We start from the raw sequence: 16,817 nt of genomic DNA on the forward strand, positions 1-16,817 counted from the left end.
CTGTTCGGTCCAGATGACCTTGCCTTCGGCGGTGTAGCGGGTGCCCCAGCGTTCCGCGAACTGTGCGACGAGGAAGAGGCCGCGTCCGCCCTCGTCGGTGGTGGCGGCGTAGCGCAGGTGGGGTGAGGTGCTGCTGGTGTCGGAGACCTCGCAGATCAGGGCGCGGTCGCGCAGCAGGCGTACGCGGATGGGGCCGGTGCCGTAGCGGATGGCGTTGGTGATCAGTTCGCTGAGGATCAGTTCGGTGACGAAGCCGACGTCCTCCAGTCCCCATTCCTCCAGCTTCCGTGTGACGTCGGCCCGTACGCCCGCCACGGCCGCGGGGTCGGAGGCCACGTCCCACTCGGCGACCTGTGCCGGCTCCAGCTTCCGTGTGCGGGCGACGATCAGCGCGATGTCGTCGCCCTGACGCGCGGGAAGCATCGCCTCCAGCACCGCGTCGCACGTCGCCCCGGGCGCCGGGGGCGCGTGTTCCAGTACGTCCCTGAGCTGCGTGAGCCCCGCGTCGATGTCCTGGCCACGGCGCTCGACGAGCCCGTCGGTGTAGAGCACCAGACGGCTGCCCTCCTCCAGCGGGAACTCCGCCGATCCGAAGGGCAGGCCACCGATGCCCAGGGGCGGACCGGGCGGTACGGAGAGCCACTCCACGGTGCCGTCGGGGCCCACGAGGGCGGGAGCCGGGTGTCCGGCCCTGGCCATCACGCAGCGTCCGGATGCCGGGTCGTAGATGGCGTAGAGGCACGTCGCGCCGGTGATGGCGGTACCGTCCCCCGCCTCGGCACCGTCCTGGTCGATGCGGGCGACCAACTCGTCCAGATGCCCCAGCAGTTCCTCCGGCGGCACATCGAGTGCGGAGAAGTTGTGGACCGCCGTGCGCAGACGTCCCATGGTCGCGGCGGCGTGCAGGCCGTGGCCGACGACGTCGCCCATGAGCAGCGCGACGCGCGCGCCCGGCAGCGGGATGACGTCGAACCAGTCGCCGCCCACGCCCGCCTGGGCCGGCAGGTAGCGGGAGGCGACCTCGACGGCGCTCTGGACGGGCAGCGCGCGGGGAAGCAGGCTGCGCTGCAGCGTGACGGCCATCTCGTGCTCGCGCGTGTAGCGGCGGGCGTTGTCGATGCTCACCGCGGCGCGGGCGGCCAGTTCGGAGGCGAGGGAGAGATCGTCCTCCTCGAAGGGGCCGGGCTTCTCGGAGCGCCAGAAATTCACCACTCCGAGCAGTACGCCGCGGGCGCGCAGCGGAGCGGCGATCAGCGAGTGGATGCCGTACTCGACGACCCGCGCGGCACGCTCCGGAGCCACCGCCTTCCACCCCGGCGAATCGTCCAGGCGGGGCTCCAGCACCGCCCGGCCGCTGCCGAAGCTCCGGGCCTGCGGCGAGGACGGGACGAATCTGATCAGGTCACCGACGGCGAAGAGGGGAGGGTCGTCGCGGATTCCGCTGAGGGCGGTGCGGCGCATGCCGGTGCCGCCGCCTGTGTCGCCGCCGGTGCAGGGAGGTGGTTCGTCCCCGCGCAGCACGGGATCGGCCAGGTCGACGGTGACGAAGTCGGCGAAGCGGGGCACGGCGACCTGGGCCAGCTCCTCTGCTGTGCGGGTGACGTCCAGGGTGGTGCCGATGCTGCCGCTGGCGTCGTAGAGCAGCCGGAGGCGTCTGCGTGTGACGTCGACCCGGTCGGAGAGAAGGCGCAGCTCGGTGGAGTCCCGGAACGTGGCGACCCAGCCCGGCGGACCTCCGGCGCGGTCGGTGGAGCGGCTGTTGACAGCGAGCAGCCGGTCGCCGGCCGGCAGCACCTCGTCGGTGGCGACGCGTCCCGAGGCCAGCAGCTCCGCCGTACGGGTCTCCAGGCCCAGTTCGGTGACCTGGCGTCCCTGCGCGTCGGCGGGGAGACCGAGCAGACGGGTCGCCTCGTCGTTGGCCAGCAGCAGGCGGCCGCTGCCGCTGACGATGACCACGCCCTCGTGGACGGCGTGCAGGACGGCGTCGTGGTGCTCGTACATCCGGGTCATCTCCGGTGCACCCAGGCCGTGGGTCTGCCTGCGCAGCCTCCTGCTCACCAGCGCCGTCCCACCCGTGGCGAGGCCCAGCGCGACAGCCGCGGCACCGAGGACGATCGGCAGCTGCCGGTTCACCGCACCGCTGACCCTCTCGACCTTGATCCCCGCCGAGACGAGGCCCGCGACGGAGCCGTCGGCACGCTTCACCGGAACGACGACCTGGACGATGCGGCCGATCGTCCCCTCGATCGTCTCGATCTGCACCCCGCCCCTCTGGGCGGGCGCGATGGTCCCGACGAACTTCTTCCCGATCCGGTTCCTGATGGGGTGCGTGAAGCGGATGCCGTCCGTGTCGGTGACCACGACGAAGTCGACGCCCGAGCCTTTCCGGGCGGCCTCGGCACGCGGCTGGAGGACCGCTGTCGGGTCGGGTGACCTCAGCGCCCGCAGTACCCCCGGCGAGTTGGCGAAGGTCTCGGCGACGGCCAGTGACTGGTCGCGCGCGGCCTGGGTGCGGTCGGTCCGGGCCTGAAGCACGAGGGCCGCCGCCGCAGCGAGGACGAGCAGCAGCACGATGACGATCTGCGAGAGGAAGACCTGGCGGGCGACGCTTCGCTCACCGGGAGCCGGCCGCCGGCGTCGCCCGGGTGACACGGGCGGCGCCGCGGGCTCCGGCGACTCGCGCTCTTCGTCCGGGCGCCGCCGGTACCGGAGGCCGGCACGAGGGCGCACGGCCCTGAGCCGGTCCAGCAGTCCGGCGATGCCCATGTCTGCCCTGTCCCACCCTTCGGTGAAAGTGGTGTCAGCACCGATCCTCGCGGGCGAAGCGTCACAGGGCCAGTCCGCAGCGCTACGTGGCCGGGATTTCGGGGGGCGGGCCGGAGCGCGGGAGGGAGTGGAGACCGGAACGGAGCGGAGAAGGACGGGACGGTACGGGTCGGGAGACGAGGCACATACGTGAGGGGCCGCCCGCGGCCTGCACTTCCTACACTGGCCCCATGAGCCCCGGACGGGAAGGGCAGAGCACCGCCGCATCGACGGCGGACGGATTCGTCGAGTTCGTGTCTGCCCCGAGGACTCTGGGCGCGATGGTGGCCTCCACCGTCGGGTACCGGTCCGAGGGTGCGGCCCCCGGGCTGCACCGGGGGCTGCCCTCGCCGTACCTGACGCTGATCTTCTCCCTCGAAGGCCCCGTCGTGGGCGGCGAGAGCCCGGAGCAGGCGTGCTCCCGCGACGCCTTCAGCACGGAGATCGTCCTCGGCGGACTGCACGACCGGCCCGTGTACATCAACCAGCCCGGCCACGAGACCGGTCTGCAACTGGCGGTCCATCCGCTCGCGGCGCGTGCGCTGTTCGGAGTTCCCGCGAGTGAGCTGACCGAGACGGCCGGACGCGGCGACGCCGTACTGGGCCACGCTGCCGTGGAGATCCACGAGCGGTTGCTGGAACAGCGTGACTGGACGCGGCGCTTCGAGATCCTCACCACCTACCTCCGGCGACGGGCGGACGACGCCGGGCGTCGCGCGGAAGTACGTCCGGAGGTGGCTGAGGCGTGGACGTGGATGGCCCGGCACCGCGGAGCCGGCTCCCTGGACGGCATGGCACGGCACGTGGCACTGAGCCGGCGGCAGCTGACCGCCGTCTTCGCACGGGAGGTCGGGGCGGGCCCCAAGCAGATCAGCCGGCTGATGCGGTTCGAGCGGGCACGGCGGGAGGTGACCTCGGCGGTCGCGTGCGGGGCGCCGCCCGACCTGTCGCGGATCGCGGCGCGGTGCGGATTCTTCGACCACTCGCACCTGGTGCGGGACTTCCGGCAGTTCACGGGGCTGAGCCCGACGGGATGGCTCGCCGAGGAGCACCGGAATATCCAAGCCGGGGGCGGCAGCGGCGGTGAAGAGTGGGACGCATGAACAATTCCCCGACGAACGCCACGAACGCCACGAACGCCACGAACGCCACGGGATCGGGTGGTGGGGCGAAGGGTGGGACCTCCACCCCGCGCGTCCCCGCACCGACCGTCTGGCCCACGCTCCAGGCGGACGACGCTCCCGCACTGATCGGCTTCCTGGTGGAGAAGATCGGCTTCCGCCGTACCGCCGTCTACACCGACGGTGACCTGGTGGCCCATGCGCAGCTCGACTGGCCCGAGGGAGGAGGCGTGATGCTCGGGTCGAAGAAGCCGGACGGCGAGGGGGTCTGGAACCCGGGAGCGTTCGCCTGCTACGTCGTCACCGACGACGTCGACGGCCTCTTCGAGAGGGTGAAGGCGGCCGGCGTGACCATCGAACGGGGCCTGACGGACGAGGAGTACGGGAACCGGCAGTTCATCATCAGGGACCCGGAGGGCAACCTCTGGTGCTTCGGCATCTACCGCGGCGAGCCGACGACCTGAGCCGAGCCGGCCCTGAGCGGGCGTCCTGAGCGGGCGTCCTGGCCGTCGGGTGGGCGAGCGGGGCGGCGCGGACGCCGCCCCGCCGCTTTCCTGGTGCGCGACTGCTCAGCGGCCTGAGATGTTTCGGTTTCCTGAGCCGGCTGAGCTGTCTTGAGTCACCCCTGCTGCCTGAGCTGCCTGAGCTGACTCAGAAGGTGAACGGTCCGGGCGACTGGGGTGAAGTGGCGGTGCAGCTCACCGTGATGACCCCGAAGATCACCAACTCCACCGACTGTGCCTCCAGGACGTCGCCCGCGGCGACGGTCCCGTCCAGCGGGCCGGAGTTCACGTCGTCCCCGGCCGCCATCGCCGGGTTGGAGTCTCCGGTGAAGGTCGCGGTGTCGGTGCCGTTCTTCGAGAGGGTGAGCGTGGTGCTGACGGAGCCGGCGCCCACGTCGATCGGGGCCTTGACCGCCGACGAGGAGAGGGTGATCGTCGCGGCGGTTCCGTCCTGTGTGGCGGTGAGCGTGGCCTCGCCTGCGCCCGCGCTTCCGCAGTCGGCCGAAACGGTCGCCGTCGTGGGGTCGACGGCGGACGCGGTCGGAGCGAACGCCAGCGCGCCCGCCGCGAGTACCGCCGTGCCGAGTGCTGTTGCGAGAGCCGGTCTGCTGCGTCCCATGGAAGTGCCTTCCGCTTGAAGGGAGTTGCATGACCACCGCTTCGTCACGTCACGTCTGACGCGCGAGGAACGCGGTGTGGGGGGTGCCTGCGCGCTGTGGTCTCCAGGAACGCGAGCGGTCCGCGGCTCGGGCCGCACTCCGGGGCGCCACAGTGTCTGATGGCCGGTCAGTTCGCGCGATGCCATTGATACGCGTGAAGCGGGCGAGCGCAAGGGGGCCTGGGGGGATTTTGAGCCATCCTGGCGGCGCTGCGGGGAAAGTGACGCACGAGCACGGGCGGTCTGGGCCGCAGGGCGGAGTTCGACGACCGTCGTCGTCTCGAATCCGAGTCCGGACTCTGTGGCAGCCCTGCATTCCGCCCCCTCTGAGTTGCCCTTTGGGGCAGGATCCCTGCTGGAGCGGCTGAGTGCCGCGCGCCAGGACCGGCGGTCTGCCTACCAGAAGGGGGTTCGAGGACGCCGATTCCACAGCCACTCTGGGGCGCGGTCAGTCATGGGCGTCAAATAGGGTTCAATTGCGCCTGCTCCTCCGGGGTCCTCTTGAATCGTTTGATCCAGGAATCGGCGATCGAGCGTGCTAAGGGCTTCCACCAGGGTTTGTGGAGGATTTGGCTTCAGCTCATTGAGTACCTCTCCGAGCGCGGCACGCACATTGAGCGCATAGATGTAGTCATCATTGAGGTAGTCCACGGATTCTCAGTCGTGCTCCATGGCATTGATCAGTTTTCCCACTCTTGCAGGATATTGCTGACTGAGTGCATTGGAGCGGTCATTTTTGCCGCAATATATGGGGGCTACCCTACTGCGCTCTACCTCCAACCGCTCCTTGTCTCGCTCCGCCACACGATTCGTATCTACGTGGGGTCAGTTCAGCAAGTGTTTGATCTGTCACTGGAGTGCTCGACTGTCTTTTCAAACTATTCCTACTCATTCAACTGACGCAGGAAGCAACTGTAGCCGTCGTCCGGCCGAATGAAAGTACCAGCATCTCTCTTGCGAATTACCATGGTGCCGGATTCGTCATCTCGCCAGGCCACTTGGGTACGCCGCCCGGAGTGTCTCGGAGGCGGTGCCCCTGTGAGCCGGACATTGAATCCTCGAGATGCGTTGCGACGTCCAGATCGTCAACTCCCGGAATGCTTCGACTCTTTTCATCCGCATGAGCGGCGATCTCGTCGGCAAGACGTTCCACATCTCCCTACCGGTGCGAACGCAACCACTCCTCTCCTGATTCTGTATTCGCCAACCACCACAGTGCACCCATGGGCTTCCAGTTATAGGCGTCGCAGCCCTCCTTGAACCTGTCGACGGACTCGTCGACGGTGCATGACCAGGCTTCAAACCCGGTTTCGCCGAGATTGCCGATATTCATCAGTTGTTTGGTGAGGATTTCCCTCAAGAGGTCTAGAGAGAGGGTCTTGAAATCGCCACCGTGAACGTCGACGTATTCTTCGGCAGTTCCGATGAGTGAGTCGACCATCACCCAGTCCTCTTCTCCTTCGAGGAGCAATTCCCTTACGAGCGAAATCATGAAGGGTTCCATATGGACTCCCCTATTGTGTTGTGTGAATGTGGACTTTTCGCGGTTTATTGCTTTCCGGGTACACCAAGTCGATGGTCTCACCGCCAGACGTGGAGGAAGTCCTCCATTGGACGATCGTCCCGTCATCAAGTTTGTACACCTCCGGAATCTTAGGGCCGCGAGGTGGAAGTTTTTCGGCGCCCTCTGTCCAGCCCTCAAAGAGCCCTCTTAGATCCTCAGCTGTATCGACAAGCTTGGTGCGACTCGAACTTCCGTTTGGCAGATCACTGAACTCCCCTCGCACTCTTGCTGAGCATTTTGCCAACCCCAGAGGATCCCCCCACACGTGTGGGTTGTGGACGTAGGTGTGGTGGTTGGGGGCGGGAGTGAGGCCGAGGGGGTCGGGGGTGATGTAGCGGGCGGTTTCGGGGTCGTAGTAGCGGAAGTAGTTGTAGTGGAGGCCGGTTTCGGGGTCGTGGTACTGGCCGGGGAAGCGGATGGGGCAATACACCTCGCCTGCGGGGGAGGGGAGGCGGGTGCCCCAGAGGGTGGTGCGGTGCTGCCAGGCGATGTGGCCTTGTGGGGTGACCAGTTCGGTGGGGGTGCCGGTGGGGTCGGTGAGGACGGCGTGGAAGCGGGGCGGCGTGCCCTGTTCCAGGCCGGTGATTCGGGAGGTGCCGGGCTCGGGGCGTGGGGCGGTGTGGTCGGTCTGTGTCAGGGGGCGGTGGGTGCCGGGGGCGTGGTCCCAGGTGATGGTCGCGCCGTCGAGGGCAGCTTGTTCGGCCAGGCGTGTGCCGTCCCAGGTGAAGGTGAGAGTGGTGCCGCTCGGGCCGGTCTTGGTGATGCGGCGGCCCAGTGGGTCGTAGGTGTAGCTCCAGCGTTCACCGTCCGGCGTGGTCGCTGTGGCGAGGCGGTCCTGGGCGTTCCAGGTGTAGGTCCAGGTGCGGGAGCGGCCGTTGAGGAGTTTCCGGGTCCTGCTGGTCAGACGGCCTGCGGCGTCGTGCGTATAGGCGGTGCGGCCGGCGCTTCGCAGGAGGGTGCCGTCGTGGGTGCGTTCGCCGGGGGAGGGGTGGTCAGGTGCCTCGGCGTGGGTCTGGTTGCCGGCGGTGTCGTAGGCGTAGGTCTCGCTCCAGCCGTGTGCCTGGACGCCGGTTACGCGGCCGACGGGGTCGAGTTCGAAGTGGCTTGTGCCGGAGGTCAGTTCGCGGATCTCTGTGACGTAGCCGTCAGGGCGGTAGCGGTACCTGCGGTGCTGGAGGAGTTCCTGGGCCCGGGAGTGGAGTGTCTGGGTGGTGAGGCGGCCGGTGGGGTCCCAGTCCTGGGTGAAGGTGAGGCCGGTGGACTCGTGGGTCACGTCGGGCTCGTGCACGACACCTTCGATGTGGCGTTGTGTTTCGTGGCCGGCGGCGTCGTGGGTGAAGGAGAGCGCGCCGTGGTCAGTGGCGAGACGGGTCGGCCGGCCCGCCGCGTCGTAGGTCCAGGTCGATGTGAGGCCGGAGGGTGTGGTGCGGCGTGTGCGCCGGCCCAGGGCGTCGTAGGCGTAGGACGAGGTCGCTCCGTTGACCGTTTCGGTCAGGATGCGGCCGAGCCGGTCGCGTTCGAGTGTGATCCACGTGTCGGCGTTGGCCGCGTGGAGCAGGCTGCCGACGGTGTCGTAGGTGTAGGTGGTCACTTCGCCGGTGGCTTCATCGTGCTGCTCGACGGGCCTGCCCATGAGGTCGTGCGTGTAGTGCAGGGTTTCGCCCATGCCGTTGGTCCGGGCGAGGAGTTGTCCGGTCGCGTCGACGTCGTAGGTGCGGGTAGCGCCGTTGAAGTCCGTCTCAGAGGTCAGGCGGCCTGCGGCGTCGTACGCGTAACTCCACTGCTTGTTCTGGGGGTTGGTGACCGTGGCGAGGCGTAGTTCGGTGTCGTAGGTGAAGGCGTAGCGCGTGCCGTCGGGGTCGGTGCGGCTGGCGGGCAGGTCGAAGTGGGTGTGGGTGTACTCGGTGGTGTTCCCGGCCTCGTCGGTGTGGGTGACGAGGTTGCCTTCGCCGTCCCATTCCCAGGTCTCGCGGGTGCCGTCGGGGCGCTGCCTCCAGGCGGGTCTGCCCTCGATGGTCCAGCCCTGCCGGGTGGTGTGTCCCAAGGAGTTGGTGAGGGCGGTGATGCGGCCGTGCGGGCCACGGCGGACCCGTGTGGTGTGTCCGAGCGGGTCGGTGAGGGTGAGGGGGAGACCCGCCGGGTCGGTGGTGAGGGTGGTGGTGTGGCCCAGGGCGTCGGTGATGGCGGCCAGATGGCCCCTGCCGTCGTAGGAGTAACGGGTTTCTGCACCGGCGGGGTCGATGGTGGAGGTCCGGTTGCCTTCGGGGGAGTAGGTGTGGCGCCACACCGCGCCGTCGGGTTCGCGTATCTGCTGAGGGAGGCCGAGTTCGTTGTAGGCGGCCGTGGCGGTGGTGCCGTCCGGCAGTTCCACCGCGGTCAGGTGCCCGTCCTCGTCGTAGGTGTAGCGGGTGGTACGGCCCAGTGCGTCGGTGACGGCGAGGGGGTGGCGGTTGGTCTCGTCCCACGCCGTGTGCGTGGTGTGGCCGAGAGGATCGGTCTCCGAAATCACCTTGTACGCCTCGTTGTAGACGTACGTGGTGCGGTTGCCCAGTGAGTCGGTGTAGGCGGTGGTGCGGGAGGCGCCGTCGTAGTGGAAGCGGCCGGACATCATGCCGTCGGAGCCGACGGTGCGCAGGACACGTCCGCGGTGGTCGTAGACGTAGGCGAACGTCGTGCCGTTGCGGTCCGTCCAGGACGTGAGGCGGTGCTCGTCGTCGTAGGTGTAACGCAGTGGCTCGCCCGTGGAGTTGACGACCTCCGTGAGATCGCCGACCGTGTCGTAGCCGAAGGACACCAGGGTCGTGCCCTGGCCGTTCCGACTGCCGTTGTCCTGCCGGTTGGCCAGCAGGCGCAGGGCGGTGATGCGCAGCAGTGCCGGGTCGGTGTCGACGGCTATGCGGTAGCCCCCGGAGTGGACGATCTCCTCGGGAGTGCCGCCGGCGTCATAGCCGACGGTGATGCTGTGCCCGTTGCGGTCGGTGATCGCCTGAAGTGCCAGTTCGCGTCCACCGGTCGGCAATCGCGTGAAGTGCAGGGTGCGGCCCTGCTCCGGGACAGTGAGCGTCATGGTGCCGTCGGGCTTGCCGTCCCAGCACACGGGCCAGCGCGGGCCGCTGGCGGGGAGAGTTGGCACGTCCGGTTCGGGGACGGGGTAGGTCAGCAGCATGCCGTCGTCGGAGATGTAGACGAGGCCGCTGTCGTCGAGCTCGAGACGCTGGTCGAGGGTGGCGGCCCAGGTGCGGCCGAACCAGCCCCCGCACGGATGCCCCGAGACGTAGTTGCGCGTCAGCGTCAGAGGCATGGCGCCGGGCAGGGAGACGTCCGTGGCGGACATGACCATCTCGCCGGTGGCGACGTCGATGGGCTCGCCCGCCTTACTCCTTTCGCGGTCCTGCTTGTCGTGCTTGCCCGGCTCGCCGTCGGCGCGGTCCCGGGCGCTGCCGTCCCGGCCCAGCCCCTTCTCCCGGTTGCTGAGGCGCTCCGCAGCCTCCTTCGCGGCGGCCCCTCCACGTCGCAGCGCACCGGCACCCCCCGAGGCCAGGGCGAGTAGCACCTCCGGGGAGAGCTGCCCGGCCGCGCGAGCTGGATTGCGGCTCCACTCGTCCCAGTTGACGGCCGCCTTGGCGAACTCCTTGGGATTCTGGGCCGCGTAGGCGGCACCGTCCGCCACGCCGGCCAACTGCATGCCGACGCCCTTGAAGTCACCGTCGGCCAGCGGTTCGAAGCCTTCCAGGATTCCGCCGACGCCGTCCTTGAAGCCGTCGACGAAGTCGGAGCCCTTCTGCTTGACGGCCTCCCACCCCTCCGGTTTGTCCGGAGCCTTCTCCGCCGCCTTGTCGAGTTTGGCCTTGGCGGAGTCGACGACCCCCTGCAGCTCCGCTTCCAGTTTGTCCAGGCGGGCGTGGCAGGCGTTCATCGCGGCCACGCCCGGGTCGTCCTCCGGCGGACGCTCTGGCAGCACCTCGTCCTGACGCTCTACGGCGTCGTTGTAGTCCGTGACCTTCTTCCAGTGCCGCTTGGAGGCGGCCCGCGCCTCGTCCACGTCCTCGATGAGGGGCTTGCAGCGCTTGTGGACGGAGCGGAGCTTTTCGGCGTAGGCGTCCAGGGCGTTCGCCGCCGCGCCGAAGTACTTGTGTGCGGACTCCAGTTCACCCGGTAGCTTCTCCGTCGCCCGCTCGAAGGCTCCCGCCCCTTCGCCGGACCAGTCCTTGGTCTCCAGGACGTCCAGCTGTTCGCGGCCCTCCTTGAAAGCCCCTGCGTAAGCACGCAGTTTGCGTACCAGTTCGTCCACGTCAGCGGGCTTGCCGAAGATGACGTCACCCGGTTCGCTGTGCGGCGGTATGCGCTCCCGCGTGCCCCCGTCCACGGCGTCACGTGAGCTCATGCGACCGGCCCGTCCTCTTCGGGCCAGGGCTCCTGCATGATCTTGCGCGGTGGGTCGAACTCGGGCCTGACTCCCTGGTCCCAGGCCCACTTCCCGGCCTCGCCGACCGGGAGCTTGGCGATGTTGTCCTCGGTCGGCGTGAAATGCTTGACGCCGAGCACATCAGCCAGGACGTAGGCCGCGATCGTCTGATCCAGACGTTCGACGACGGCGTCCGTGTGCTCCGCCACGCGCCCCATGGCAAAACCCCACGAAGACAGCACCTTCTTCGCCGAGACCTCGATCTCGAACGTTGCCGAATTCTGAATCAGTTCGGACAGCGACTTCCAGTCGCCCTTGATCTTGCGTGCGGCAACGACCGACTCCTCCAGCGGGTCGAGCATCCTGCGCACCGAAGCGATCTCGATCCTGTAGCCGTCGCCCGGCCGCGGAGCTCCTTCGGAGTTCGTGGTGCCCCCGGGCTGACGGCCGTCTATCGCGTCACGACTTGTCACTGCTCACTTCCCCCGTCTGCCGACTCTTCGCCGCCCGACTCGATGCCCCGCAGTGCTTCCACGTCCAGCAGCACCGGACGCGGTCCCAGCGGATCGATCAGCGGGCGGACTCCCGCGGGCAGCAGCTCCACCAGATCGGCGAGCGTGGTGGACGCCCATGCACACGCACCGGCGAACAGCGCCAGCCGCTCCCAGGATGTGAACACCGGCACCACGGGGCCGGCTTCGGTCTCGGACACCAAGAAGCCCGGGTCTTCGGGCCGCTGGAAATACAGCCGCATCGCCCGCGCCGTGTCCAGCCGATCCTCGGGCGACATCCGTGCGGTCACCTCACGGCGCACCAGATCCCGCAGTGTCATCGAACCCCCCCAGTCGCACCGCACCGGTTCCCCCCGGAACCCTGCGCAGCATGATTCCACGCATGTACGGGCGTCCTCGAGCCGGTATCGGGCCGGCGGCAGGGCGGGAAGGCTTCGGCCCACGCCCGCAGTTCGTGCCCCGCTACCGGTTCGCCGCCCGCAGTCGGCACCGGCGGGAGCGCCCGTGTTCATCCGGGGCTCACCGTGGGGCCACGTCCCCTGAAGGTGGCGCCCTTAGCGTCCCCCGGGCAACTGCTGTGGAATCGCGGGAGAGGTGACGTCGCCATCCGGGTAGGCACACGCCATGGGCGGGAGCGGCAGGAGGCCGCCTCCCGCGGCCGTACGGTGCGCGGAACAGCAGCACGGCGGGGGAGGGCACGCGACCCGCACTGGGACAACATCCGCTTCCTGTCCGGCACGCTCGTCCTGGTCGGGCACATGATCGAACCTCTCGGCCACATCGACGGGTTGCGATGGCTGTACATCGCGAGCTGGGCGATGCGGGTCCCCGTGTTCGTCCTCGTGGCCGGGTACTTCAGCAGCGCCGGGCCACTCGGGGCGCTGGAGCTGCGCCGGCTCACGGAAGGGGTGCTGGCGCCGTACCTGCTGATCGGCCTGCTGCACACGGCGCAGGTCCGGCTGCTGGAGGGCGAGTGGAAGTTCTTCACCTCCAAACCCGCCTGGGGTCTGTGGTTCCTGCTGTCGCTGTTCGTGTGGCGGCTGCTGCTGCCGTACCTCGCCGTGCTCCGGTACCCGCTGGCGAACGCGTTCGTCGCCGCTCTCGCCGTCGGCTACCTCGACGACTTCACCCACACCTTCTCCGCCTCCCGCACGGTCACCTTCCTCCCCTTCTTCCTCCTGGGCTGGAAGCTGCGCCAGGGTCTTGCGGACGAGCTCCTGCGCGCGTCCTGGTCCCGGCACGCGGCGGCCGGGGTGCTGGCGGCGACGGCGACGGCGGGCTGGTTCCTCCGGTACGGCATCGAAACGAGCTGGCTGGGCATGCAGACCCCGTACCAGGACATGCCGTCCTTCGCCCCGGTGTGGGCGTGGGGTCTGCGGGGGGCGGTGCTGGTGTGCGCGGCACTGATCGCCCTGAGCTTCGTCCGGCTGGTGCCGGGACGGCAGCTGCCCCTGGTGACGTACCTGGGTTCCGGGGGCCTCTTCGTCTACCTGCTGCATCCCCTCCTCCTGCGCGGTCTCTTCCACTTCACCGGCCTGACGTGGGTGGGCCCGTGGCCGGAGCAGCTCGCCGTCCTCGTCCTCGGCTGCGCCCTGGCCGCTGCGCTTGCCTCGCCTCCGGTGCGGTGGCTGGCGAGACCGCTGGTGCAGCCGCGGCTGCCGTGGCTGTACGCGCGGGAGCCGGCCGGTGGGAGTCACCTCCCGGCACGGCGGCCGGAATCCGCTCCCTCTCAACTCCCGGACGCCGAGGGAACGTACGGCGGGGAGCGGAGCGGCGCGACGGCCGTGGGCCGGTAGGAGGGATCAAGGCCCCAGGGGCTCTGCCCTGCCCCGGCCCCTCAGAGCCGGCCGGGACCACGGCGCCCCGGCTGACGGCGGCGGTGCGTAGCCCTCCCGTCGCCGGGCGTCTTTCGCCTGAGCGCCGGCGTCGCGGTCGCGTAGGGTCGGTGGATGGCGAAGTACTTCGACGTGCACCCCGAGAACCCGCAGCGCCGCACCATCGGAACCGTGGCCGAGAGTATCCGCTCCGGCTCACTCATCGCGTACCCGACGGACTCCTGCTTCGCACTGGGATGCCAGCTGGGCAGCCGTGACGGCATCAGCCGCATCCGGTCGATCCGCAACCTCGACGACCGGCACCACTTCACCCTCGTGTGTGAGAACTTCGCGCAGCTCGGGCAGTTCGTCCAGATCGACAACGACGTCTTCCGCGCGATCAAGGCGGCGACGCCCGGCAGTTACACCTTCATCCTCCCCGCGACCAAGGAGGTGCCGAGGCAGATGCTGCATCCGAAGAAGAAGACGGTCGGGGTCCGCATCCCCGACCATGTCGTCACGCAGGCGCTGCTCGCCGAGCTCGGCGAACCGCTGCTCTCCAGCACGCTGCTGCTGCCCGACGAGGAGGAGCCGCTGACGCAGGGCTGGGAGATCAAGGAGCGGCTCGACCACGTGGTGGACGCCGTGATCGACTCGGGTGACTGCGGCACGGAGCCGACCACCGTCATCGACTTCTCCGCCGGCGACGTCGAGATCGTACGCCGGGGCGCGGGAGACATCGCGCGGTTCGAGTAACCGTCCTCTCGCGCCGAAGGGCGTCCGGCGTGCCTTGACGCGTGCCGTGCCCTGAGCGCGGTCCACCGGCGGAGCCGCCGTGGTTCCCGGACGAGGGTCCGGGAACCACGGCGGCTCCGTCTGCTTGTACGGCGGCGCGGACGGGTGCGCCGGTCACCTCTCGACGACATGCTCACCGGTGGTCACCGTGCCCGGGGTGGCACGCCTCCGTGTCCGATGCGAGGGCTTTCAGAGGGACTTGACGCTTGACGTCCGCACCCTCGCCATGCACCCTTTCACTACTCAATTAGTGAAAGGGTGCGGTGCGTGACCCCAGCAGGAACGATCCAGTTCCGAATCGACCGCCGCAGCGGTGTCGCCACGTACTGGCAGATCGTCCAGCAGGCCAGGCAGGCGCTGCGTCTGGGCCTGCTGCAGCCCGGCGACCAACTGCCCACCGCCCGCGAAGTCGTCGAGGCGACGGCCATCAACCCCAACACCGTCCTCAAGGCATACCGCGAACTCGAGCGTGAAGGGCTGGTCGAAGCACGCCGCGGACTCGGCACGTTCGTACGGGAGTCGCTGGGCACCTCGCCGGCCGCCGACTCCCCCTACCGTGCCGAACTGGAGGACTGGATGGTCCGTGCCCGCGAAGACGGCCTGGACCGGGAGGACTTGGCGGCCCTCTTCGACTCCGTGCTGAACAAACACCTCCCGCAGGAGACCCCATGACCCGAACCGTGGCCGCCCTGGAGGCGACCGGCCTTGCCATGTCGTACTCACGAGGGAAAAAGAAGGTCCTGGACGACTGCGCCTTCCGGCTCCCGCAGGGGCGCGTGTGCGCCCTGGTCGGCCCGAACGGCGCGGGCAAGTCGACCCTGCTCAGGCTCGCTTCCGGCCTGCTGCGTCCGACTGCCGGCACTCTGACGGTGCTCGGACGCACTCCCGTCGAGGCCCGCGACCGCGTCGCCCACGTCGCCCAGGCCAAGCCGCTCCACCCTCAGCTCTCCGTCGCCGACACACTGCGCCACGGCGCCGAACTCAACCGCTCCTCCGGCCGCTGGGACCAGCAGGCCGCCGAACGCATCGCCTACGGCCACGGTGGACTCGACCCCGCCGCCAGGGTCCGCTCCCTCTCAGGAGGACAGCGCACCCGGGTGGCGCTCGCCCTCGCCTTCGGCAAGCAGGCCGAGCTGATGCTGCTGGACGAGCCGATGGCCGACCTCGACCCGCTGGCCCGGAGGCAGTTGACGGGAGCGCTGATGTCGGCCGCATCCGAACACGGGACCAGCATCGTGATGTCGTCGCACGTCATCGCCGAACTGGAGGGCTCCTGCGACTTTCTCCTCCTCGTCGCCGGAGGCCGGCTGCGGCTGGGCGGCGAGATCGAGGAAGTGGTGGCAGCGCACACGCTGCTCACCGGCACCTCCGCCCTGGACACCGGCGCGCACACCGTGATCGACGAGCGTCCCGCCGGCCGGGGTACCGCCGCGCTCGTCCGGCCGCTCGGCGAACCGTCCGACGAACGGTTCGCCGAGCGCCCCACGCAGGAGGAAGTCCTCCTGGCCCACCTCCGCAACACCACCGCCCCGCCCTTCCTCACCGAGGCAGCCACCCCCTCGTCCGTACAGCGCCCGCAGAGCGCCCGACCGCAGGAGAACGCCGCATGAGCAGCACCACCACCCCCCGTTCCGGCCCGTCCGTCCGACCGCCCGCAGGCGGTGCGGGCACCGTCAGCCGGCAGCTCTGGACGCTGCTGAGGCTGCACCGCGCCGCGGTGTGGACATGGGCGGCCTTCGTGGTGATCACGGCGGCGGTCATGCTCTGGCTGCGCTTCGGCCCGTACGGGACGGAAGCGGCCCAGTACCAGGCAGGCTGCGGCACCCCCGGTCAACGCCCCTGCAACCAGATGCCCTTCTGGGAGGACGGCGCGATCGCCCTGCGCCTCTTCGGGGCCGGGGTCGAGAACGTGGCGGTGCTTCTGCGCAATCTCGCGCCCGTCATTGCCGCTTGGGCCGGTGGCGCACTGATCGCGCGCGAACTGGAGAACGGCACGGCGGAGCTGGCCTGGACGCAGTCCGTCAGCCCTGTCCGCTGGCTTGCGGAGAAGCTGGCCGCTCCCGCCGTCCTCCTCGCCGCCGGCACCGGCCTCCTCGTCCTCCAGCTCCGCTCGCTCCTGGACTGGGCGGGCGCCCACAAGCTGCTCTCCGCCGGCTACGAGACCAACGACCTCTACTTCGCCGTCGGGCCCGCGGTCCTCGCCCACGTGTCGCTGGGCCTGGCGGCCGGCGCACTCGCCGCCTTCCTCACGCGCGGCCCGCTGGCCGCGCTCGCCGTGGGAGCCGTCGCCACCTGGGGCACCTCCTGGCTCATCGACCCGTGGCGCACCCGGATCTGGCCCGCGGAGACCGAGACGGGCAAGGGGGAGGGGCCGTTCGGCTTCGCCGTGCGGCCCTGCCAGTGGGACCAGGCCGACCACAAGTACTCCGTCGACGCCTGCCTCGGCGCCCGGCCGGCCTCCCACTACTGGCCCGCGCAGCTCACCGAGACGGGGTTCGTCCTCGTACTGGCCGTGCTGGCCGCCGCAGCAGCCTTCTGGCTGCTCCGGCGCCGTGTGCCGTAGCGGCTGGCCGCGGTGTCGGCTCGCCCCGGTGTGCGTCCGGCCGTCCTGGGTGTCCGTTCGGATGACGTAGAACATGT

14 protein-coding genes are annotated in these 16,817 nt (G+C 69.4%); 7 read left to right on the forward strand and 7 right to left on the reverse strand.

What is annotated here, in order from left to right:
• Positions 1-2,766: SpoIIE family protein phosphatase/ATP-binding protein (locus H343_RS0122285; protein ID WP_078506025.1), on the reverse strand; the 2,766-nt coding region annotated here is incomplete at its 3' end.
• Between the two features lie 230 nt (positions 2,767-2,996).
• On the opposite strand from H343_RS0122285, the gene H343_RS0122290 reads away from it, so the two are divergent.
• Positions 2,997-3,908: a helix-turn-helix domain-containing protein gene (locus tag H343_RS0122290; RefSeq protein WP_078506026.1), complete on the forward strand. Its 912-nt coding sequence runs from the start codon at positions 2,997-2,999 to the stop codon at positions 3,906-3,908.
• Positions 3,905-4,390 carry a VOC family protein gene (locus H343_RS32175; RefSeq protein WP_078506027.1) on the forward strand — a complete coding sequence of 162 codons (486 nt, stop codon included), beginning with the start codon at positions 3,905-3,907 and terminating at the stop codon, positions 4,388-4,390. Before H343_RS0122290 ends, H343_RS32175 begins: the two co-directional genes overlap by 4 nt.
• A gap of 187 nt (positions 4,391-4,577) precedes the next feature.
• Here H343_RS32175 and H343_RS0122300 read toward each other — a convergent pair whose 3' ends face one another.
• From H343_RS0122300 to H343_RS32190, 6 genes are all read right to left on the reverse strand, one after another.
• Positions 4,578-5,048 carry a hypothetical protein gene (locus H343_RS0122300; RefSeq protein WP_028432955.1) on the reverse strand — a complete coding sequence of 157 codons (471 nt, stop codon included), beginning with the start codon at positions 5,046-5,048 and terminating at the stop codon, positions 4,578-4,580.
• Between the two features lie 435 nt (positions 5,049-5,483).
• Entirely contained in the window at positions 5,484-5,738 is a 255-nt protein-coding gene (locus tag H343_RS35365) for a hypothetical protein (protein ID WP_158679596.1), read from the reverse strand.
• Between the two features lie 508 nt (positions 5,739-6,246).
• Positions 6,247-6,591, reverse strand: coding sequence for a hypothetical protein (locus H343_RS0122310; protein ID WP_028432957.1), 345 nt, complete (start codon positions 6,589-6,591; stop codon positions 6,247-6,249).
• 10 nt (positions 6,592-6,601) lie between these two features.
• Positions 6,602-11,035: a DUF6531 domain-containing protein gene (locus H343_RS32180; protein ID WP_051265758.1), complete on the reverse strand. Its 4,434-nt coding sequence runs from the start codon at positions 11,033-11,035 to the stop codon at positions 6,602-6,604.
• The gene (locus H343_RS32185) at positions 11,032-11,529 is read right to left on the reverse strand and encodes a hypothetical protein (RefSeq protein ID WP_199778976.1); all 498 of its coding nucleotides are present in this window, start codon (positions 11,527-11,529) and stop codon (positions 11,032-11,034) included. Before H343_RS32185 ends, H343_RS32180 begins: the two co-directional genes overlap by 4 nt.
• Positions 11,526-11,888 carry an SseB family protein gene (locus tag H343_RS32190; protein WP_037904734.1) on the reverse strand — a complete coding sequence of 121 codons (363 nt, stop codon included), beginning with the start codon at positions 11,886-11,888 and terminating at the stop codon, positions 11,526-11,528. Before H343_RS32190 ends, H343_RS32185 begins: the two co-directional genes overlap by 4 nt.
• A gap of 345 nt (positions 11,889-12,233) precedes the next feature.
• On the opposite strand from H343_RS32190, the gene H343_RS32195 reads away from it, so the two are divergent.
• From H343_RS32195 to H343_RS0122350, 5 genes are all read left to right on the forward strand, one after another.
• The gene (locus tag H343_RS32195; protein ID WP_051265761.1) at positions 12,234-13,364 is read left to right on the forward strand and encodes an acyltransferase family protein; all 1,131 of its coding nucleotides are present in this window, start codon (positions 12,234-12,236) and stop codon (positions 13,362-13,364) included.
• Between the two features lie 153 nt (positions 13,365-13,517).
• On the forward strand, positions 13,518-14,138 hold the full coding sequence (locus tag H343_RS0122335; RefSeq protein WP_028432958.1) for an L-threonylcarbamoyladenylate synthase: 621 nt from the start codon (positions 13,518-13,520) through the stop codon (positions 14,136-14,138).
• 306 nt (positions 14,139-14,444) lie between these two features.
• Entirely contained in the window at positions 14,445-14,849 is a 405-nt protein-coding gene (locus tag H343_RS0122340) for a GntR family transcriptional regulator (RefSeq protein ID WP_486587009.1), read from the forward strand.
• On the forward strand, positions 14,846-15,787 hold the full coding sequence (locus H343_RS32200; protein WP_037904736.1) for an ABC transporter ATP-binding protein: 942 nt from the start codon (positions 14,846-14,848) through the stop codon (positions 15,785-15,787). Before H343_RS0122340 ends, H343_RS32200 begins: the two co-directional genes overlap by 4 nt.
• Positions 15,784-16,740 carry a hypothetical protein gene (locus H343_RS0122350; RefSeq protein ID WP_028432960.1) on the forward strand — a complete coding sequence of 319 codons (957 nt, stop codon included), beginning with the start codon at positions 15,784-15,786 and terminating at the stop codon, positions 16,738-16,740. Before H343_RS32200 ends, H343_RS0122350 begins: the two co-directional genes overlap by 4 nt.
• Positions 16,741-16,817: the final 77 nt, after the last annotated feature.

This window comes from Streptomyces sp. TAA204 (assembly GCF_000424965.1).